20 protein-coding genes are annotated in these 21,115 nt (G+C 53.5%); 12 read left to right on the forward strand and 8 right to left on the reverse strand.

What is annotated here, in order from left to right:
- The first annotated feature begins 112 nt into the window (after positions 1-112).
- Positions 113-1,612, forward strand: a complete 1,500-nt coding sequence (locus VH187_RS16790) for a PTS transporter subunit EIIC (protein WP_329702599.1) — start codon at positions 113-115, stop codon at positions 1,610-1,612.
- Positions 1,613-1,704: 92 nt separating this feature from the next.
- Positions 1,705-2,721 carry a Mal regulon transcriptional regulator MalI gene (gene malI, locus VH187_RS16795; protein ID WP_329702600.1) on the forward strand — a complete coding sequence of 339 codons (1,017 nt, stop codon included), beginning with the start codon at positions 1,705-1,707 and terminating at the stop codon, positions 2,719-2,721.
- 344 nt (positions 2,722-3,065) lie between these two features.
- Here the strand turns inward: malI and VH187_RS16800 are convergent, their stop codons facing one another.
- The 3 genes from VH187_RS16800 to cysS form a co-directional block, all read right to left on the reverse strand.
- Positions 3,066-4,958: an FKBP-type peptidyl-prolyl cis-trans isomerase gene (locus VH187_RS16800; RefSeq protein ID WP_329702601.1), complete on the reverse strand. Its 1,893-nt coding sequence runs from the start codon at positions 4,956-4,958 to the stop codon at positions 3,066-3,068.
- 259 nt (positions 4,959-5,217) lie between these two features.
- On the reverse strand, positions 5,218-5,691 hold the full coding sequence (locus VH187_RS16805; RefSeq protein ID WP_329702602.1) for a hypothetical protein: 474 nt from the start codon (positions 5,689-5,691) through the stop codon (positions 5,218-5,220).
- Between the two features lie 440 nt (positions 5,692-6,131).
- Positions 6,132-7,517, reverse strand: coding sequence for a cysteine--tRNA ligase (cysS, locus tag VH187_RS16810; RefSeq protein ID WP_329702603.1), 1,386 nt, complete (start codon positions 7,515-7,517; stop codon positions 6,132-6,134).
- Between the two features lie 172 nt (positions 7,518-7,689).
- On the opposite strand from cysS, the gene ppiB reads away from it, so the two are divergent.
- On the forward strand, positions 7,690-8,184 hold the full coding sequence (gene ppiB / locus VH187_RS16815) for a peptidylprolyl isomerase B (protein WP_329702604.1): 495 nt from the start codon (positions 7,690-7,692) through the stop codon (positions 8,182-8,184).
- Positions 8,185-8,187: 3 nt separating this feature from the next.
- Positions 8,188-8,910 carry a UDP-2,3-diacylglucosamine diphosphatase gene (gene lpxH, locus VH187_RS16820; protein ID WP_329702605.1) on the forward strand — a complete coding sequence of 241 codons (723 nt, stop codon included), beginning with the start codon at positions 8,188-8,190 and terminating at the stop codon, positions 8,908-8,910.
- Positions 8,911-8,920: 10 nt separating this feature from the next.
- Here lpxH and VH187_RS16825 read toward each other — a convergent pair whose 3' ends face one another.
- On the reverse strand, positions 8,921-9,181 hold the full coding sequence (locus VH187_RS16825; protein WP_329702606.1) for a DUF2534 family protein: 261 nt from the start codon (positions 9,179-9,181) through the stop codon (positions 8,921-8,923).
- A gap of 317 nt (positions 9,182-9,498) precedes the next feature.
- Here VH187_RS16825 and purE point away from each other — a divergent pair, with 317 nt between their 5' ends.
- The 3 genes from purE (at position 9,499) to mnmH (ending at position 12,231) form a co-directional block, all read left to right on the forward strand.
- Positions 9,499-10,008 carry a 5-(carboxyamino)imidazole ribonucleotide mutase gene (gene purE / locus VH187_RS16830; protein WP_329702607.1) on the forward strand — a complete coding sequence of 170 codons (510 nt, stop codon included), beginning with the start codon at positions 9,499-9,501 and terminating at the stop codon, positions 10,006-10,008.
- A complete protein-coding gene (gene purK, locus VH187_RS16835; protein WP_329702608.1) occupies positions 10,005-11,072 on the forward strand; it encodes a 5-(carboxyamino)imidazole ribonucleotide synthase in 1,068 nt (355 codons plus the stop codon). The genes purE and purK overlap by 4 nt, the downstream gene beginning before the upstream one ends.
- Before the next feature lie 88 nt (positions 11,073-11,160).
- Positions 11,161-12,231 carry a tRNA 2-selenouridine(34) synthase MnmH gene (gene mnmH, locus VH187_RS16840; protein ID WP_329702609.1) on the forward strand — a complete coding sequence of 357 codons (1,071 nt, stop codon included), beginning with the start codon at positions 11,161-11,163 and terminating at the stop codon, positions 12,229-12,231.
- 46 nt (positions 12,232-12,277) lie between these two features.
- Here the strand turns inward: mnmH and VH187_RS16845 are convergent, their stop codons facing one another.
- The 3 genes from VH187_RS16845 to ybbA form a co-directional block, all read right to left on the reverse strand.
- Positions 12,278-13,423, reverse strand: coding sequence for a porin (locus tag VH187_RS16845; RefSeq protein WP_329702610.1), 1,146 nt, complete (start codon positions 13,421-13,423; stop codon positions 12,278-12,280).
- Positions 13,424-13,616: 193 nt separating this feature from the next.
- Positions 13,617-16,031 (reverse strand): putative ABC transporter permease subunit YbbP, encoded by a 2,415-nt coding sequence (gene ybbP, locus VH187_RS16850; RefSeq protein ID WP_329702611.1) that lies wholly within the window; start codon positions 16,029-16,031, stop codon positions 13,617-13,619.
- Entirely contained in the window at positions 16,028-16,714 is a 687-nt protein-coding gene (ybbA, locus tag VH187_RS16855; protein ID WP_329702612.1) for a putative ABC transporter ATP-binding protein YbbA, read from the reverse strand. The genes ybbP and ybbA overlap by 4 nt, the downstream gene beginning before the upstream one ends.
- On the opposite strand from ybbA, the gene tesA reads away from it, so the two are divergent.
- The 5 genes from tesA to VH187_RS16880 all read left to right on the forward strand — a co-directional run bounded on the left by tesA (position 16,682) and on the right by VH187_RS16880 (position 20,682).
- The gene (gene tesA, locus VH187_RS16860; protein ID WP_329702613.1) at positions 16,682-17,308 is read left to right on the forward strand and encodes a multifunctional acyl-CoA thioesterase I/protease I/lysophospholipase L1; all 627 of its coding nucleotides are present in this window, start codon (positions 16,682-16,684) and stop codon (positions 17,306-17,308) included. The two genes, ybbA and tesA, sit on opposite strands and share 33 nt — an antisense overlap.
- Positions 17,309-17,336: 28 nt before the next feature.
- On the forward strand, positions 17,337-18,107 hold the full coding sequence (locus VH187_RS16865; protein WP_329702614.1) for an SDR family oxidoreductase: 771 nt from the start codon (positions 17,337-17,339) through the stop codon (positions 18,105-18,107).
- Positions 18,108-18,167: 60 nt separating this feature from the next.
- Complete coding sequence (locus VH187_RS16870) at positions 18,168-19,022, forward strand: co-chaperone YbbN (protein WP_329702615.1); 855 nt, start codon at positions 18,168-18,170, stop codon at positions 19,020-19,022.
- A 293-nt stretch (positions 19,023-19,315) separates the two neighbouring features.
- Positions 19,316-20,233, forward strand: coding sequence for an SPFH domain-containing protein (locus VH187_RS16875; RefSeq protein ID WP_329702616.1), 918 nt, complete (start codon positions 19,316-19,318; stop codon positions 20,231-20,233).
- Positions 20,230-20,682, forward strand: a complete 453-nt coding sequence (locus VH187_RS16880) for an NfeD family protein (RefSeq protein ID WP_329702617.1) — start codon at positions 20,230-20,232, stop codon at positions 20,680-20,682. The genes VH187_RS16875 and VH187_RS16880 overlap by 4 nt, the downstream gene beginning before the upstream one ends.
- On the opposite strand, the gene cueR is transcribed toward VH187_RS16880, so the two are convergent.
- Positions 20,683-21,087 carry a Cu(I)-responsive transcriptional regulator gene (cueR, locus tag VH187_RS16885; RefSeq protein WP_329702618.1) on the reverse strand — a complete coding sequence of 135 codons (405 nt, stop codon included), beginning with the start codon at positions 21,085-21,087 and terminating at the stop codon, positions 20,683-20,685.
- Positions 21,088-21,115: the final 28 nt, after the last annotated feature.

The raw sequence follows: 21,115 nt of genomic DNA on the forward strand, positions 1-21,115 counted from the left end.
CGCGTTTCAATCGATTCCCAGACGATAAGTAGAACGTTCTACTAAAACGTTCTACTTACAACAACAGCACGCAATCAGTGCATCTCAGGGTCTCAGGTCGGGGGAAAGCAGCATGAGTCTGTTCTCAGGGTTTGTTAAATCGTTGTCAAAGCTATCCATGATTGGTCGCGCGTTGATGCTGCCAATATCACTTTTGCCTGCAGCCGGTTTGCTGCTGGCATTTGGTGATAAATTCCATTTACCGTTAATGATGAATGCGGGCGGGGTTATTTTCGACAACCTCCCAATGCTGTTTGCTATCGGTTCGGCCGTGGGCCTGGCCTCAGAATCTGGCATCGCGGCGCTGTCTGCGGCGGTTTCGGTGTTTATTACCAACATCACTATCGGTACTGTCCTGAGCATTACGCCAGAAATGGCCTCGCAGGGCGGGAAATACGCGATGGTCGTTGGGATCCCGACATTGCAGATGGGCGTCTTTGGCGGCCTGATTTGCGGCGTGCTCGCGGCCTGGTGTTATAACCGCTTCCACTCGATGCAGCTGCCTGAATTCCTCGGCTTCTTCTCCGGCAAGCGCTTTGTGGCTATCGCGACCGCTTTCCTGTCGTTCATCATGGGCCTGTTGTTGCCGTATATTTGGTCGCACATTCAGTCAGGAATTGATGCGCTGTCGGTTGTGGTCAACGGTGATAATCAGGCAGCTTCAACCTTTATCTTTGGCCTGGTGGAACGCGCGTTGATTCCGCTTGGTCTGCATCACATCTGGTATCCCTCTTTCTGGTACTCGTTCGGCGATTACACCACTCAGGCGGGTCAGGTTATCCATGGCGACCAGACTATTTGGTTCAAAATGCTGGAAGAAGGCGTGAAATCCTTTAGCAGCGACAGCTATCAGAATGCCGGTAAATTCATGCAGGGCGAGTTCCCACTGATGCTCTTTGCACTGCCTGCGGCGTGTCTGGCGATGTATCACGAAGCGCACACTGCTAACAAAAAAATCGCGGCGGGTATCCTGTTCTCTGCGGCGCTGACCTGTTTCCTGACCGGCATCACCGAGCCGGTTGAATTTACCTTTATCTTCGTGGCGCCGATCCTGTACGTCTTCAACGCCATCATGGCGGGTCTGGCATACATGACCATGTTCCTGCTGCATGCTCACATCGCCAAATCGTTCTCTGCCGGTTTTATCGATTACCTTTCATTCGGTATTCTCCCGTCATTTAACGGCTACCAGACTAACTTCCTGAGCGCGGTGATTATCGGCATCCCAATGGGGCTGATTTACTACTTCACTTTCCGCTTCGTGATCCGTCGCTTTGACGTTAAAACGCCGGGTCGTACCAGCGTGACCGCCAATGCGAACGACAAGACCGATACCGAGCTGGCGACGGAAATCATCAGCCTGCTCGGTGGCGCACAGAATATCGACTCCGTCGGATCCTGCATCACTCGCCTGCGACTGGAAGTGGCAAAAAGCGATATCGTCGACAAAGATGGCCTCAACGCCGTCGGCGCTCGCGGTGTAGTGTTCGTCGGCGACACTGGTATTCAGGTCATTTTTGGCGCCCGAGCACAATTTATCGCACAAACCATGTCGACGATGATTGGCAAATAAGTACAAAATGTTACGCTGTCCAACGTCTCCGGTATGCGCCGGGGACGTTTGTTTATCTGGCTGATTGTGGCGGTTTTTTTCAGGGAGCAGGTTTGAAAAAAGTCAGCATTATTGATGTGGCGAAACTGGCGGGTGTCTCCGTCTCCACCGTCTCGCTGGTCTTACGCCAGAAGGGCAAGATTTCCGACGCCACCATTGAGAAAGTTCAGGCAGCCATTGCTCAGCTCGGCTACGTCCATAACGTCGCCGCCGCCAACCTTCGCGCCAATACATCTAACCTGATTGGCCTTATTCTGCGAGATTTCAGCGACAGTTTTTCCATTAAAGTCATGGCAAGTGTCGTTCAGGAACTGGAGAAACAGGGTTTCATGGTGTTTCTCGGCCAACCGCAGGACGAGGGAGCAAGCCTGGAACGCTGTTTACTGTCATTCAAACAACAGGGTGTCGCAGGCGTTATCTATCTCGCCTCAGACACAACACGCCCCAATTTACCCGAGCTTATTCGTCAGTGCCCTTTGCCCCTGGTGGTCGTTTCCCAGTCGCTGATGGAAGAGAACTGTAACCTGGTAATGCGCGATAATCGTCAGGCGGCAAGTCTTGCAACGCGCTATTTGATTGAACGTGGTCATCGCAGCATTGGCTATATCGGCGGGCAGGTGGATTGCCTGATTCGCCAGCAACGACTGCAGGGGCTTCGCAGCGCGCTGGTGCAAAGTGGCATGGTCTACAAAGAGGAATCGGCTCCGGCATGCAGCGATGACACGCACGCTGCCAGTATCGCCACGCGCCATCTACTGGAAAAAAACAACACCATTACCGCCCTACTCTGTCATTCTCCAGCCGCAATGATTGGCTGCATCAACGGCATTCATCAGGTCGGGCGTACGATTGGCAAAGACGTGTTTTTAACCCAACAAGTGGCGCTGATTGGTTTCGAAGATATGCTGCACGTTAATCTCACTTCCCCTTCGTTCACCTATGTCTCCTCCGCCAGTGAAGAAACCGGCAGGCAAGCCGCAACATTGGTTATCCGTCAGTTGAAAGAACCCGAACTGCAAATTCAAAAAATCACGCTTTCCGGGCAACTCGTCGCGCGGGAATCGGCGTAAAAAAGCCGGGGGAAAACTCCAATGCAGATCAGTTCAGGATCGGTCAATCGTTCCTGAACTGCGGCACTCTAACGACTTCTACTACAGGGAGCCGTTTTATTATGCTATTTCTCAATGAGTTGCTCAATTTCTGTGACCATCCCGTCGCCACCTGCCCGACGATACAGGAACCATCCGGAAACGACTGCAGCACCTGCGAGGTAATCTGGAGGCGTATTCATAACAAAGCGCCTCCGACCATCAAGGCCGGGGCAGTTAAGATGCCCAAGCCTGCTATTCGGTGAATCGCCATGCCGCTCCGCTTATGGCGCCTCTGGTAGGCTTTTCATGGGAAACGGATCGATTTAATGCGCTTCCACGTTCTTCACGCTTATTTCATACACCATCGTTGACGCTGGTGGAATTTTTGGCGGCCGGCCCTCATCACCATAGGCCAGCTCCGGCGGCACAGCCATTGTCAGCTTACCATTATTACCTAACATCGCGATTGCCGAGGAGAACAGCGGAGGGAAGTTTTGCAACGGCAGAGCCAACACTTTGTCGGTTTTGGTCATATCTTTAATCACTGTGCCATTGCTCAAGCTCTCTTTGACCTGAATCGCGACCACATCTGATTTTTTGATTTTTCCCTGGCCTTTGGCGGAAACAATGTAGAAATAACCCATCTCTGCGCGCTTTGCGCCAGCCTTCTTACTGAACGCGGTTAAATACTTATTCCCGCTACCTTTTCCTGAGTTCGTTGCAGACTTAGTCCGGGCGATAGCCTGTTGGTTCAGCTCATCCAGCTCAGCGATAATTTTATCCTGCGGGATCCGGAAGCTGCCATTAATCGAGTCCGAGACACCACTGGTCACCTGCTGCATATTCAGCTTGATGCCGTCGGTTTTCACCTTATCGATGGCCCCGGCAATCTCCTGTCCCCAGAGCGTACCCAGTGAGTAAGCCCGTATTTCGTCTTTCGTCTCAGGTGCGTTCGTTGTGGCAGGCGCCGTTTTTTTGGCTGTTTGCAGTACCGTAATTTGTTTGTTCTGCTCATCCAGTTTGGTGCTGGCATCCTGCCATTTTTGCAGCGTTTCAGCCTGCTGCTTCTGGCTTTCGGCCAACGCCAGTTTCAGATCGGCTACAGCTTTGTTACCGTCCGCTTTAGCATCAACCAGTACTTTAGTACTTTCCGCCTGGGTAGCCGTAAGGGTGGCAATTTGCTGATTTAAGGCCGTCTCCTTGTTTTGGCTGTCCGCAAGGGATGCTTTAAGTTGAGCTATTGTTTTATCGGTATCCGTTTTTGCCTGTGCCTGCGATTTGGCGTCAGTCATTTTCGAGGCGGTGAGCACAGTCACCTGTTGACTCAACAGAGAGGCCTGATTTTGCGTGTCGGCCAGTGTTTTCTGCAGAGCTGCAAATTCAGTCTGACTTTTGGTCAACGTTTGCTTGAGCTCGGCAACCGACTGGCGGTCACCCGCTTTTTCCACCGCCAGCGCTTTGGCATTGGCTTCCTGCGTGGCGGTGAGATCGACGACCTGTTTGGTCAACACTGCAGACTGATTCTGGCTGTCTGCCAGGGATTTTTTCAGCGTCGTGGATTCGGTCTGGCTCTGGCTTAAAGACTGTTTGAGTTTTGCCACCGCATCTGAATCGCCTGCTTTCGCAGCGGCCAGCGCTTTGGCATTCGCTTCCTGAGAAGCGTTGAGATCGGCAATCTGCTTAGTGAGCGCTGTTGTCTGGTCCTGGCTGTCTGCCAGTGACTTTTTCAGCGTTGTGGATTCAGTCTGGCTCTGGCTTAACGACTGTTTGAGTTTTGCCACCACATCTGAATCGCCCGCTTTCGCAGCGGCCAGCGCTTTGGCATTCGCTTCTTGAGCAGCATTAAGACTGGCAATCTGCTTAGTGAGCGCCGTTGTCTGATTCTGGCTGTTAGCCAGCTGTTTCTTCAGTTGAATAACGTCCTGACTGTCGCGCGTTTTGGCTAAAGCAAGTTCGAGTGAACTTGCGACCTGTGCAGCAGTGAGGGTGGTGATTTTCTGTTTCAGCGCGGTGAGCTGTTCCTGACTATCAGCCAGTTGGTTCTTCAATTCGGCAGAAGAAGAGGAATGCCCTTCCGTTTGTTTGGCACCCAGAGTAGTCAATTGCTTATTTTTTTCATCAAGCTGCTGTTGGGTGCTTTGCAACTTTGCTTGCAAGCTATCGATCTGTTTTTGTGATTCAGCGAGTTCTTTCTGCAAGGCAGCATACTCTTGCACATTTGCGCCTTCCACATTCGTTTGAGAATGCGTTGTCGCGGTTTTTTTAGTGTGTTTTTTAACGCTGCTTTTCTGCGTTACGGGTTCCGGAAGGTCAATAGTTTTCCCTGTTAATAAATCAGGAATATCGCTGGACTGCGAAGTAATGCTATCCAACGAATGAAGAGTATCCAGATTATCACGAGCGCTAACATTGCTTGCCGCAACACCACTGATCAGGACGGGAAGTGCAAAAAAAAAATGTTCTTTCTAAAATTAATCACTTGAAGTTCTCTCCCCGGCTAATCAGAGATTGGCGAACAGACTGCTCAATATCGCTGCAAAGCTTTTGAGTTTTATATTTATAGAGAGCATCCATTGTTCCTCGCGTCTGCGAACCAATGTCATCCCGCACTGCGGTGTAAACGGATGCACTACTCAGCAATGCATCAAATGCCGCTTTTTTCTGCGCATAAGCGCTCGGATTTACCTTAGAAAGGGCCAGAAGTTGTCGTTGGCAGGTTGTGGCTTCACCTTCGGAAGCAGTAGACGAACCTGAATCTTGCGCTTCTACCGCCATCTGGGGTGAAGGGACAGCGCTGGAATTAAGAGAATCTGACTGACTAGTGATCGTCGGTTCAATTTGAGAATGTGGTTTTGCATTTTGTTGACAGCCACTGATCATTCCTACAGCCATCAATAATAAACATGATGTTCGTTTAAAACATCCGCTCAAATTGTCGGTTGAAAACATAATAATAAAACCCTCGAGGCATCATGATCACCCATGATTATCAGCAGATAAAAATAAAGGTAATTTTTTTCAGAAACATCACATCCACCCATCATCTCACGAATAATATAATAACGAAATCCCAGCAGAGTCCAATTTTAGACCGTCAATAAAGCCAATGAATAACAAACAGTAAAACATAATTATAGCAAATATATAAATCCCACCAATTATATTTAAGTTCAATAAAATCAATGAATAAGAAAGAAATTACAAAAAATGATACTGTTGTGCGATGTGATGGAGGACCAAGAATCAACTGAGGCCATTCTGAGTCAAAACTGAGATCAGTTCAGGTTAAAGAAGGACGTAATGAGCGGATAAAAAGGGGGAATAAATTAAAAACCCAAATCTTGAAGGATAAGGAAAACCCTCCCCAGAACGAAGAGGGCAAAAGGCGTTTACTTGCGACGCCAGGTGGTGCCTTGTGCGCCATCTTCCAGCACGATGCCCATCTCATTCAGACGGTCACGCGCCGCATCGGCTGCTGCCCAGTCTTTTGACTGACGCGCATCCAGACGCTGTTTGATCAATGCTTCTATTTCCGCGACTTCGCCGTCGTCTGCCTGTGCGCCACCTTGCAGGAAGACTTCAGGATCCTGCGCCAGCAGACCCAGCACGCCGGAAAGCTTACGCAGATGAGAGGCCATCGCGTTCGCCGCGCCAACATCTTCCCCTTTCAGGCGGTTCACTTCGCGCGCCATGTCGAACAGCACGGAATAGGCTTCCGGAGTGTTGAAATCGTCGTCCATCGCTTCACGGAAACGCGCTTCAAAGGCTTCGCCGCCCGCCGCTTCAACGGTTGCATCGGTGCCACGCAATGCAGTGTATAGACGCTCAAGCGCAGAGCGCGCCTGCTTGAGGTTGTCTTCGCTGTAGTTCAACTGACTGCGGTAATGGCCGGACATCAGGAAATAGCGCACGGTTTCGGCGTCGTAATATTTCAGCACGTCGCGCACGGTGAAGAAGTTACCCAGCGATTTGGACATTTTCTCACGGTCAACCATCACCATGCCGGAGTGCATCCAGGTGTTGACGTATTCGCCGTCGTGCGCACAGGTGGACTGTGCAATCTCATTCTCGTGATGCGGGAACATCAGATCTGAACCGCCACCGTGAATGTCGAAATGGGAGCCGAGTTGTTTGCAGTTCATCGCCGAACATTCGATATGCCAGCCAGGACGCCCTTCGCCCCATGGAGACGGCCAGCTTGGCTCGCCCGCTTTGGACATTTTCCACAGCACGAAGTCCATCGGGTTACGTTTGACGTCTACCACGTCGACGCGTGCGCCTGCCTGGAGCTGATCCAAATCCTGACGCGACAACAGACCGTAGTTCGGATCGCTTGGCACGGAGAACATCACGTCGCCGTTACCCGCCACGTAAGCGTGACCGCGCTCGATCAGACGCTCGGTAATCTCAATAATTTCATGGATGTGGTGCGTCGCGCGCGGCTCGTTGTCCGGACGCAAAATATTGAGCGCATCAAAATCTTTATGCATCTCGGCGATCATACGATCGACCAACGCCACAAAATCCTCGCCATTTTCATTAGCGCGCTTGATGATTTTGTCGTCGATATCGGTGATGTTACGCACGTACTTCAATTGATAGCCAAGAAAACGCAGGTAACGAAAAACCACGTCAAAGGCCACAAAAGTGCGACCATGGCCAATATGACAGAGATCGTAAACGGTGATACCACACACGTACATGCCGACCTGTCCGGCATGAATAGGTTTGAATTCCTCTTTTTGGCGCGTCAGTGTATTAAAGATTTTTAACATTGAAGATTCCATGTAAACGTGTGTGATCTTAAAGCGGATATTCTACCCGTAATTCAATCCGGAAGCAGCACGCAATGCAAGGTGATCGAACCCGGCGGTTATGCTATAACAACCCCCTATACGTGACCCGTCAGCGGGTATCCGCACCACAATATCGGAACAGGATGCAAAAATGGTTACTTTCCACACTAATCACGGCGATATCGTTATCAAAACTTTTGATGATAAAGCGCCTGAAACAGTCAAAAACTTCCTGGAATATTGCCGCGAAGGTTTTTACGACAACACCATTTTCCACCGTGTAATTAATGGCTTTATGATTCAGGGCGGCGGCTTTGAGCCGGGCATGAATCAGAAAGAGACCAAAGATCAGATTAAGAACGAAGCCAACAACGGCCTGAAAAACACCCGCGGTACTCTGGCAATGGCCCGTACCCAGGCGCCACACTCAGCGACTGCGCAGTTCTTCATCAACGTTGTTGATAACGACTTCCTGAACTTCTCCGGCGAAAACCTGCAAGGTTGGGGCTACTGCGTATTTGCAGAAGTGGCTGAAGGCATGGATGTAGTTGATAAAATCAAAGCTGTCGCGACTGGCCGTAGCGGCATGCACCAGGACGTTCCTAAAGAAGACGTTCTCGTGACAAGCGTGACCGTCAGCGAGTAATTCGTGGCGACACTCTTTATTGCAGATTTGCATCTGCAAACAGAAGAACCGGCGATCACCGCCGGTTTTCTGTATTTTTTGCGCGGTGAAGCCCGTCACGCGGATGCGTTGTATATTCTTGGCGATCTGTTTGAAGCCTGGATTGGCGACGACGCCCCCGAACCGTTACACCGTGAAATCGCAAAAGAAATCAAAGCGCTGGTTGATTCAGGCGTGCCCTGTTATTTCATCCACGGTAACCGCGATTTCCTGCTCGGAAAGCGCTTTGCGCGCGAAAGCGGCATGATTTTGCTGCCGGAAGAGCAACGCCTTGAGTTATACGGTCGCCCGGTGTTGATCCTGCACGGCGACACGCTTTGCACAGATGATGCTGGATACCAGGCATTTCGCGCCAAGGTACATCAACCGTGGCTGCAAAAATTATTCCTCGCCCTGCCCCTGTTTGTTCGCCGTCGTGTCGCGGCAAAAATGCGTGATGGCAGTAAATCTGCCAACAGTCATAAGTCGATGAACATCATGGATGTGAATCCGCAGGCCGTCGTCAACATGATGGAGAAACACCACGTTCAGTGGCTGATCCACGGGCATACCCATCGTCCGGCCGTTCACGAGCTTATCGCCAACGACAAGCCCGCATTTCGCGTGGTGTTAGGCGCATGGCACACCGAAGGATCGATGGTCAAAGTGACCACCGATAGCGTCGAACTTATCCCCTTCCCGTTCTGATCTTTCGGTGTTAACCGCGATCGTCTTTCGGTCCGAGGAAATAAAAACCAAACGGCAGTGAGCCAATGATGGTGAACATGATGCTGTAAATAGCGGCCCATGCTCCCTGAATGAAGTACATGCCAACGCTCCAGCTTTCCATCGGCAGGTTGTACTGATCTTCAACCCCCTGAAATGTCACTTTCGTCACTACCGATACCGCGACGATAAAAACGATAGCGACGGCGGTCAGAAACTTTTTCCCCTCCGGGGTACGAAGAATGGTCAGCATACTCTCTCCTCATGGTCATGCTGTGCTGCGGTGAAACGCCTGCATCGGCGCCGCAGTCGGTATTGTCTAACAAGTGAATTCTGCCGTGACTTTACCGTAATTTTGCCGATAACGGGGCAGATTTACACGCTTCACGGCTTCACTTCGCCAACCCGAACCGTCTGTCGACACGCTCAACCCGTCACCCATCATCCGATAAAAAACCGTTAAAATTGCCGTCCAGCTTGCCGCGCAACCGTTTTCCTTGCCGTTTTTCCATGCTATTCTCTTTGGCCTTCAAAGCAGTGTGTTCCACACCCACAGGAGTTTTAAGACACATGTCTTCCCGCAACAATCCGGCGCGTGTCGCCATCGTGATGGGGTCCAAAAGCGACTGGGCTACCATGCAGTTTGCCGCCGAAATCCTCGATATCCTGAACGTTCCCCATCATGTGGAAGTGGTTTCTGCTCACCGCACGCCGGACAAACTGTTCAGCTTTGCCGAAACGGCGGAAGACAACGGCTATCAGGTGATTATCGCGGGCGCGGGCGGTGCAGCACATCTGCCAGGCATGATTGCCGCGAAAACGCTGGTGCCGGTGCTCGGCGTTCCTGTACAGAGCGCCGCCCTGAGCGGTGTGGACAGCCTCTACTCTATCGTCCAGATGCCACGCGGTATTCCGGTGGGAACTCTGGCGATTGGTAAAGCTGGCGCGGCAAATGCGGCACTGCTTGCTGCACAAATTTTGGCGACTCACGATGCAGACCTGCATAAGCGCCTGGTCGAATGGCGTAAAGCTCAAACCGACGAAGTGCTGGATAATCCGGACCCGCGGGGTGAGGCATGAAGCAGGTTTGCGTCCTTGGCAATGGTCAGTTAGGTCGCATGTTGCGTCAGGCCGGTGAGCCTTTAGGCATCGACGTCTGGCCGGTTGGCCTTGAAGCAGATCCGCAAGCCGTTCCGTTTCAACAAAGCGTTATCACCGCAGAAATTGAACGCTGGCCGGAAACTGCGTTAACCCGTGAACTGGCGCGTCATCCCGCTTTTGTAAACCGTGATGTGTTCCCGATCATCGCCGACCGCCTGACGCAAAAACAGCTCTTCGATAAGCTCGGCCTGGCTACCGCGCCGTGGCAATTGCTGGCGGATAAAGCGGAATGGACTGGGGTGTTTGACCGTCTTGGCGAGTTGGCGATCGTCAAGCGCCGTACGGGTGGCTACGATGGTCGCGGACAGTGGCGCTTACGCAGCGGTGAAACCCATGAATTACCGGACGACTGCTACGGCGAATGCATCGTTGAGCAGGGCATTAATTTCAGTGGTGAAGTGTCACTGGTTGGCGCTCGCGCCCACGACGGTTCAACCGTTTTCTATCCGTTGACCCACAACCTGCATCAGGAAGGCATTCTGCGCGTGAGCGTCGCCTTCCCACAGGCCAATGCTCAACAGCAGGCGCAGGCAGAAAGCATGCTGAGTGCCATCATGAACGAGCTAAATTATGTCGGCGTGATGGCGATGGAATGTTTCATTACGCCTGCAGGGCTGCTGATTAACGAGCTGGCTCCGCGCGTGCATAACAGCGGACACTGGACGCAAAACGGTGCCTCCATCAGCCAGTTTGAGCTGCACCTGCGCGCTATCACCCATCTGCCACTGCCGCCGCCAGTGGTGAACAGCCCGTCGGTGATGGTGAATCTGATTGGCACTGCGCTGAACTACGACTGGCTGAAGCTGCCGCTCGTTCATCTGCACTGGTATCACAAAGAGGTCCGCGAAGGCCGCAAAGTCGGCCATCTGAATCTCAATGACAGTGACACCGGGCGTTTGAGCGCCACGCTTGAAGCCCTCGCTCCCCTATTGCCACCGGAATACACCAGCGGCATTACCTGGGCGCAATCCAAACTGAATTAACCTTTCGGGCCGGAGAATGATCTTCATCTTCCCCGGCCCACCCTCTCGCGCGTAGAATCCCCCCATATTTTTCAAAAAGGATTTCCCCATGACTAATGGGACGGATTTCCGCGCCATTCTGCGCGCCGGAACGCCCATCATTGACGTTCGCGCTCCGGTTGAATTCCAGCAAGGGGCAATGCCTGCGGCCCTCAATCTGCCGTTAATGGACGATGAAGAACGTGCGGCGGTCGGCACCTGCTACAAACGTCACGGAGCCGATGCGGCGCTGAAACTCGGACATGCTCTGGTTGCAGGGGAAAAACGTCAGAGTCGTACTGATGCCTGGCGTGAAGCGATTGGCGTTCACACCGATGCGTATCTTTGCTGCGCGCGGGGCGGCCAGCGTTCACATATCACACAGCAGTGGCTTCACGAAGCCGGAGTTGATGTTCCGCTGATTGTCGGCGGCTACAAATCATTGCGCCAGGCAGCAATCACCGCCACGTCTGAACTCGTTCAACGTCCTATCGTGCTGGTCGGCGGCTGCACCGGCAACGGCAAAACACAGCTGGTACAAGCGCTGACATCCGGCGTCGATCTGGAAGGGCTTGCCCATCATCGCGGATCATCGTTTGGACGCACGCTCCAGCCACAACTTTCTCAGGCGAGTTTTGAAAATGCGCTGGCTGTTGCGTTATTACAGAAAGAGGCGTCACGCTGGATACTGGAAGATGAAGGCCACATGATTGGCGCGAACCATTTGCCGGAATGCCTGCGCGACAGGATGGCGCAATCAATGATTGCAGTGGTGGAAGATCCGTTTGCAACGCGCCTGGAAAGGCTGCGCGAAGAGTATTTCACCCGCATGCATCATGATTTTTTACAGGCGTTTGGTGAGGAAGAAGGCTGGCAGGAATTCAGCCATTATCTGCATCAAGGGCTATTTGCGATTCGCCGCCGTCTGGGTTTACAGCGCTTCGCTGAACTGTCGGCAAAACTGGATGAAGCGCTGTCAGAGCAGCAACGTAGCGGCAGCACAGAGCCGCATTTCCGCTGGCTCGAGCCTTTGCTGATTGAATATTACGATCCGATGTACCGCTATCAGCTTGGCAAAAAAGCCGACAAAATTGTGTTTCGCGGGAATTATCAGGAAGTGGCTGCCTGGCTTGCGGATTAAGATTTTCTGCCCGGCGGAGCCGTACCGCCGGGCGCACTGATTCACATCAGAAATCGTAGCGCAGGCGCACCAGATTCATATCGCCGAGATCGTCCGTGCTGGATGTGAACACATGTTCGTAATCCACGCGGAAGCCGTAATCCAGTTGGAAGCTCACCCCAACGCCGTTATCAATACGCTGGTAATTGCGACCATTGATGTACTCAATGCGGTCACCCATTACGTAGGGCTGAACAGATTTGAGCGCATACTGACCCACCGGGATTTTATAGCCCGCAAAGTATTCAATCCCCCACGCATCGCCCGCAAAGTAGTCGTTAACAGACACTTTTTTGGTGGTCATGAAGTTCTGATACCAGCCGCCACCGAATGAGAACGTCCAGTTGTCCGGGGTGTAGCTCAATGCCGTACCCAAAATATTCTGATCGTAGGTTTTGCTGTCATTGTTATCCGGGTTACGCATTTCGGCGCGGGTGTAGTTCCACGCGGTGCCCCAGGTTAAATCGTCGGTGATGTGGTAATCCGCGCCAATTGAGCCGCCGCCTTTGCGCTTATAACGCAGGCCATTGCCCGGCAGATATTCACCATCGTTGAACAGGTAAGAAGCATACAGGTCAACATCCCCCATAGCTTTCTTATATTTCAGCATCTTGCGTGAACGATAAGAACCGTCATAGTCGCCATTAATCCCGTTACCCGGCGCCTGACCCACCATGTCGTAATCCCAGATATCGGTTTTCGCACCCACGACGTCGTAATAAACACTGTTCTGCTGACCAAAGGTCAACGTACCCCAGGTATCACTTTTCAACCCGGTATACAGCATACGGCGCTGGGTATTATTGGCCCCTTCGGCATAATGATTATCCCAGTCAAACAGTGCCGGAATATTCACCCCGAGTTCGTAATAGCTTATCCAGCTAATATCATCGAACAGATAATAGTCGGCTGCGAAACGAAAACGCGTGCCGCCATCAAAACCATTACGCTTATATGAGCCTTTATCCCCATCCCCGCTCATCATATTAAACTGAGGACGGATACTGCCGCCAACGGTAAAGTTCAGACGGCTAAGCGGATCGCCTGCCTGCGGGTCTTGTTTAAGTAAGGTTATCTCGGCCTGAGCGGCCATGGAGCTGATTGCCACTGCGGCACCGACGGCCAGCGCCAGTGCATTTTTTGTTATTTTCATGTTATATTCCGGTAATAAATTGCCTGACAAATAAATGAACGCGCATTTACTTAACAGATATTAACTTTTATTAATCCGGGCGTGTTGTCGCGTTTTTAATGAAATGTGCGGTTAAACAATGTCACTTATCTTTCCGTGCTCTTATAATAAAAAACCGGCACGTCGGCCGGCTTTAATTAATGACGGAAATAAACTACACGCTGAATTGGCGGAATAATGCTTTGCCTTTTAACAGGCGAAGCCCTAACCAGCCGCCGCATAACGAAAGTAATATACCGCCGCAGAGTGGCAACGTGACCCACAGCCGCCAGTCTGGCTCCCACGGGAAATCAAACACTTTCGTCTGCAAGACGGCCAGCGCAGTCTCTGCGCCTATCGCCGCCACCAGGCCAGACACCAGCCCCAGCAGCGCGAATTCTGCCCACAGCGTGGTACGCAGCAGTGATTTTCCGGCCCCCAGCGTGCGCCAGACCACCAACTCCTGATGGCGCTGACGCATGCCGACCTGCACCTGTGCCAATAGCAGCAGCACGCCACAGACGGTAACCAGCACCACCATCACCTCCAGCGCCCGACTGACCTGCTCCAGCACCTGCCCGACCTGTTTGAGGATCGCGCCGATATCCAGCAGGCTGACCGTCGGAAACTCCCGGTTCAGCTGCGTCAGCAGCGCATTTCCCTTATCCCAGCGGAAACTGGTGAGCCAGCTTTGCGGCTGCCCCTCCAGCGCGCCACTCGGGAAGATGAAGAAGAAGTTGGGCCGCAAACTTTCCCAATCGACTTTGCGCAAACTGGTGATTTTGGCGCTGAACGCCTGGGTATCCCCCGTGAACGTCACGCTATCGCCGACGCCAACCTTTAGCCGTTTCGCCAGCCCTTCTTCGATCGACACCTCTCCCGCTTTTGGCGGCCAGCTTCCGGCGGTCACTGAATTGTGCTCCAGCGTCTGATTTTGCCAGGTCAAATTTAGCTCGCGGTTCAGCGCTTCGTCTTTATTGCCTTCGGTATTCTGACCGTTAATTTCCGTCAGTCGCGCACGGACGATAGGGTAAAACGTCGACGGGATCACCTGATGATCGGCAAGGAACTCTTTCACCGGCCCGACCTGTTCCGGCGCGATGTTGATCAGGAAATAGTTCGGGCTTTCTGGCGGCAGTTGTTGTTGCCAGCGATCCAGCAGATCGCCACGCAGTACCAGCAATAACGCCAGCAACATAAACGAGAGTGAAAATGCCGCCAACTGACTGAGCGTGGACCATGGCTGGCGCAACAAACGACTCACCGCCAGACGCAACGCCAGTGATTTCAGGGTGATACGTTTAAGCACTTTCAGCAGCAGCCAGCCGACAATCCCGCACAGCACCGCCAATACCACGGCTCCCGCCAGCACCGACCACAGCAGCATCGAGCCGCCCATCAGCCACGCCAGCAAGACAACGACAATCACGGTAATCGCCGGGATATAAAATTTCAGCGGCCAGACGTCCGCCACCGCATCGCGGCGTAACACCCGCAGTGGTTGAGTTGCCAGCAACAAGCGCCACGGACGCATTCCTACTAAGAGCGAAATCACTACCATTGCGCCGATAGCCCACAGCCACGGCCACAAACTGGCGGCGGGTAGCGCAACCGGCAGCACCGGTTTGAGCAGCACCATCAGGATTTTTTCAAACAGCAGACCCATCACCCCACCGGTAATCAACGACAACAGCAACAGCATCGCCCACTGTCCGAGGATCAGCTTGCGCAACTGCGCGCGCCCGGCCCCGAGAGTTTTCAGGATCGCCACCAGATCGTAACGGCTGCGGCAATAATGGCCCATCGCCACTGCGACGGCAGCCACCGCCAGCAGTAGCGTCAGCAAAGCAGACAGCAGTAAGAACTGTTGCGAACGTTCAAGTGATTTGCCGAGCGCGCCTTCATCCTGTTCAAGACCAATCCAGCGCTGATCGGGTTTTAACTGCGGCAACAGCCATTTCTCGTAGGCATGAATTTGTTGCGACGTACCACCAAACTTATAACGCCAACTGACGCGACTGCCCGGCTGCACCGCCCCGGTTTTGGCGACGTCCGCCACGTTCATCATCAGGCGCGGAGCCATCTGGAAGGGATTGAAGCCGGAATCAGGTTCCTGCACCACAGTGCCTGCAATGCGTAACGTGGCATCGCCCACGTCAATGTTGTCGCCCACTTTCAGATTCAGCAGCGCCATCAGCCGAGGGGCAAGCAGCACGCTACCCGCCTGCGGTTTGAGGCCCGGCGGGTCCGTTTCCAGTTCACCGTACATCGGATAAACGTCATCCACCGCTTTAACGCTCGCCAACTGTGGCGTGTCCCCGGCAAAAGTCATGGTGGCGAAGTTAATCTGTTCACCCACTTTCAGCCCCAATTCACGCGCCTTGTTCAGCCATTCTTCAGGTACTGCTCGTGCGGTACGCAACGTTCTGTCTCCCGCCATAAATTCGCGGCTCTGCTGGCTGAGACCTTTATCCATGCGGTCGCTGATATTGCCAAGCGCCAGCACGCAGGCCACCGCCAGGCTCAGCGCCAGCCAGACAATCAGCAGCGAAGGCGAACGCCATTCACGCCAGAACCAACGGACAATCATGCTTCCTCCCGCAGTTCACCATTTACCAGCCGCAGACGTCGGTCGCAGCGCGCCGCCAGTTCCGGATCGTGCGTGACCAATACCAGCGTGGTGCCGTGCTCACGGTTCAGAGAAAACAGCAAATCGGCAATGCGATCCCCCGTTTGTCGGTCAAGATTACCGGTCGGTTCATCGGCGAACAGCAAATCAGGCCGCCCGTTAAACGCACGAGCCAGCGCAACCCGCTGCTGTTCCCCGCCGGAAAGCTGCGCCGGGAGGTGATGCAGGCGCTTGCCAAGCCCGAGTTGCTCCAGCAGCGCTTTCGCATGACTGCGCCCCTGGCTGTCGCTTTCACCGCGCAGCAGCGCCGGAAGTTCGACGTTTTCCAGCGCGTTGAGCGTCGGGATCAGCATGAAAGATTGAAACACGAAGCCCACATGGCGAGCGCGCAACGCAGCGCGCGCTTCTTCATCCATCTTGTGCAACGGTTGACCGATAAGTTTCACTTCCCCGCTGCTGCCGTCATCCAGCCCAGCGAGGATCGCCAGCAGCGTCGATTTGCCGGAGCCGGACTCGCCAATCAGCGCCAGCGTCTCCCCCCGTTTGACAAGCAGCTCAACTCCGGTAAGGATGGAAAGCTCTTGCTCCCCCTGACCGACGGATTTCTTAAGATGATGAACTTCAAGTATGTTTTCCGCTGGCATCTGCCGTTCCTGTTGTTATTGCTGTTAACCTGCCGCGCCGCGTTTGCCGACACGCTGTTAATTCTGGGTGACAGTCTGAGCGCCGGGTATCGCATGGCGGCGAACGCCGCGTGGCCCGCGCTCCTGAATGAAAAGTGGCAGCCAAAGACCGAGGTTGTCAACGCCAGTATCAGCGGCGACACCTCCCAACAGGGGCTGGCGCGCCTGCCTGCGCTGCTCAAACAACACCAGCCGCGCTGGGTGCTGGTCGAACTCGGTGGTAACGACGGCTTGCGCGGGTTTCAGCCGCAGCAAACTGAGCAAACCTTGCGCACGATCCTCGATCAGGTCAAAGCGGCTAACGCCAAACCGCTGCTGATGCAAATTCGTCTGCCCGCAAACTATGGTCGTCGGTATAATGAAGCCTTTAGCGCGATGTATCCGCAGCTTGCCAAAGAGTTCGATATTCCTCTGCTGCCGTTTTTCATGGAAGAGGTCTATCTGAAACCGCAATGGATGCAGGACGATGGCATACACCCCAATCGTGATGCCCAGCCGTTTATCGCCGACTGGATGGCGACACGCCTGGCTCCCTTAGTTAAACACGACTCCTGAATAGGCGGAGTTGTCTTCAGGTAAAGTTATGCAAAAAACGGTCTTAATAACAGGATGTTCCAGCGGAATTGGTCTGGAAAGCGCGCTTGAACTGAAACGTCAGGGCTTTCGCGTGCTGGCCGCCTGCCGTAAACCGGAAGACGTGGCCCGCATGGCAGAGATCGGCCTGACGGGAATTACGCTCGATTTAGATTCACCGCAGAGCGTGGACAGCGCCGCCGATGAAATTATCGCTCTAACCGGTAATCGCCTGTACGGCATTTTCAACAATGCCGGCTACGGCGTGTATGGCCCACTCAATACCCTAAGCCGCGCACAATTAGAGCAACAGTTTTCCGCCAATTTCTTTGGCGCACACCAGCTCACGATGCGCCTGCTTCCGGCGATGGAGCCGCACGGCGAAGGCCGCATTGTGATGACGTCTTCAGTAATGGGCCTGATTTCCACGCCGGGCCGTGGGGCGTATGCCGCCAGCAAATATGCACTGGAAGCCTGGTCCGACGCGCTGCGGATGGAGTTGCGCCACAGCGGCATTAAAGTCAGCCTGATTGAGCCCGGCCCGATCCGCACCCGTTTTACTGAAAACGTTAACCAGACCCAGAGCGATAAACCGGTGGAAAACCCCGGCATTGCCGCGCGTTTTACCCTCGGGCCAGAGGCGGTAGTGGCAAAAGTGCGCCATGCTTTCACCAGCGATAAGCCCAAAATGCGCTATCCGGTGACGTTGGTGACACACGCCGTTATGCTGCTTAAGCGCCTGTTGCCCGGCCGGATGATGGATAAAATTTTGCAGGGTTGAGTTGAAGCAACAGGCTCTGCCCCCATGTAAAAGAAAACAGAGACAAAAGAGAGCCACTCCATGTCCGTACAGAATATTATTGATATTAACGAAGCTAACCTGCATCAAACGCTGGAACAGTCGGCCACGTTGCCGGTGCTGTTCTACTTTTGGTCGCCGCGCAGCCAACATTGCGAACAATTGACCCCGGTACTGGAAAGCCTCGCTAACCAGTACAACGGTCAGTTCATCCTGGCAAAACTCGACTGCGACGCCGAGCAGGCTATCGCCTCCCAGTTCGGCCTGCGCGCCATTCCAACGGTGTATTTGTTCCAGAACGGTCAACCGGTAGATGGTTTCCAGGGCCCGCAGCCGGAAGACGCTATCCGCGCGCTGCTCGACAAAGTGCTGCCGCGTGAAGAAGAACTGAAAGCCCAACAGGCAATGCAGTTGATGCAGGAAGGCAACTATGCCGACGCGCTGCCGTTGCTGAAAGATGCGTGGCAGATGTCGAATCAGGACAGCCAGATTGGCCTGCTGCTGGCGGAAACGCAGATTGCACTGAACCGTTCAGAAGATGCAGAAGCCACGCTGAAAACCGTGCCGATGCAGGATCAGGACACCCGTTATCAGGGGCTGGTGGCACAGATTGAATTGCTGAAACAGGCCGCTGACACGCCTGAAATTCAGCAGCTGCAACAGCAAGTGGCCGAACAGCCGGAAGACGCGGCACTGGCCTCTCAATTGGCGTTGCAGCTGCATCAGGTTGGGCGCAATGAAGAAGCGCTGGAACTGCTGTTCAGCCACCTGAGAAAAGATTTAGGCGCGGCAGACGGTCAGGCGCGCAAGATGTTGCAGGAAATCCTTGCAGCATTGGGCACTGGCGATGCGCTGGCATCGAAATACCGTCGCCTGCTTTACTCTCTGCTTTACTAAATTCAGTGCCCGCTGGCGCTGCGCTTAGCAGGCCTACAAAGCTACAAAGCTAAGCCGGGTCAATTGACCCGGCTTTTTTCATTGTGCACCCTCATATTTCATCCTCATTTATCAGGCTTAAAGCCCTGCATACTGGCTCGTATTAATTCCTTCATTTTTTTCCCATTTTTTCATGCTCATTACACATTAATAGTCTGCCTCCAGCCTTCGCGCTGAGAAGGATAAAAAGTTATACTTTCCGTTATCAGGCTGACGAAGGTAGTCGGCTCTTTAGCAAAAACAGGAGGTTTTAAATGCTTATTTTTATCCCCGTCTTGATCTTCGTGGCGCTGGTGATTGTCGGCGCTGGCGTCAAGATCGTTCCTCAGGGTTACCAATGGACAGTCGAGCGTTTTGGGCGTTACACCAACACCCTGCAACCGGGTCTGAGCCTGGTGGTGCCGTTTATGGACCGCGTTGGCCGCAAAATTAACATGATGGAGCAGGTACTCGATATCCCTTCTCAGGAAGTTATCTCCAAAGATAACGCCAACGTCTCCATCGATGCCGTTTGTTTTATTCAGGTCATTGATGCGCCGAAAGCGGCGTATGAAGTTAGCAATCTTGAACTGGCGATCATCAACCTGACGATGACCAACATCCGTACCGTACTTGGCTCGATGGAGCTGGATGAAATGCTCTCGCAGCGCGACAATATCAACACTCGCCTGTTGCACATCGTCGATGAAGCGACCAATCCGTGGGGCATTAAAATCACCCGTATCGAAATCCGCGATGTGCGCCCACCCGCAGAACTTATCGACGCGATGAATGCGCAGATGAAAGCCGAGCGTACTAAGCGTGCCTATATTCTGGAAGCCGAAGGGATCCGCCAGGCCCAAATCGTGAAAGCCGAAGGTGAAAAACAATCGAAGATCCTGAAAGCGGAAGGTGAGCGTCAGTCCACGTTCCTGCAAGCCGAAGCGCGTGAACGTTCTGCCGAAGCGGAAGCCCGTGCGACGCAAATGGTGTCCGAAGCGATTGCCGCCGGGGATATTCAGGCGGTGAATTACTTTATTGCACAGAAATATACCGATGCGCTGCAGCAGATTGGTTCCGCGAACAACAGCAAAGTGGTGATGATGCCGCTGGATGCCAGCAGCCTGATGGGCTCCATTGCCGGGATCGCTGAACTGGTGAAAGACAGCGCCAGCGAGCGGACCAAACCATGATTGACGCCCTCCTCGTCCATCCGCACATTTTCTGGCTAAGCCTCGGCGGCGTGCTGCTGGCGGCAGAAATGCTCGGCGGTAATGGCTATTTGCTGTGGAGCGGCGTGGCGGCCATTGTCACCGGTTTGCTGGTGTGGCTGTTGCCGTTTGGCTGGGAGTGGCAAGGCGTGATATTTGCCGGGCTGACACTCGTCGCCGCCTGGCTGTGGTGGCGCTGGTTGTCCAACCGCGTTCGCCAGCAGCCACGTGCCGACAGCCAGCTCAATCAACGTGGTCAGCAATTAGTCGGGAAAGTGTTCACGTTGGATACCGCACTCAGCAACGGACGCGGCCATATGCGAGTGGGCGACAGCTCCTGGCCGGTGACCGCCGATGACGATCTTCCTGCGGGTAGCCGCGTGGAGGTGGTTGCGGTAGAAGGGATCACGCTGAAGGTGCGCCCACACTAACTACATTTTACGATGACAGCAGCCGGAGAGATTATCAATAATCGGGCAATCGGCGCTGTCATCACCCGGACACGCCTCCGCCAGCGTCAGCAGTTGCTCACGCATTCCCTGCAATTCCGTAATGTGTCTTTCGATATCCGCGACCTTCTGTAAGGTGCGCGCTTTGACATCCGCGCTGTGACGGCCCGGATCGTTGAACAGATTGACCAACTCGCCGCACTCTTCCAGATTAAACCCCACCTGGCGCGCCTGACGCAGCAGCGTCAACTCATCGAGATGTTTCTGCGTGTAGCTGCGGTAGCCGTTATCGCTGCGAAGCGGCGGCGTCACCAGGCCTTTCTCTTCGTAGAAACGAATTGCCTTACTGGTTAAACCGGTTCTTTTCGCCACGTCACTGATATTCACACTCGCCTCCACTCATCAATTGTGGGAA

The sequence above is a fragment of the Scandinavium sp. genome (assembly GCF_036271055.1).
Classification (GTDB): Bacteria; Pseudomonadota; Gammaproteobacteria; order Enterobacterales; family Enterobacteriaceae; genus Scandinavium.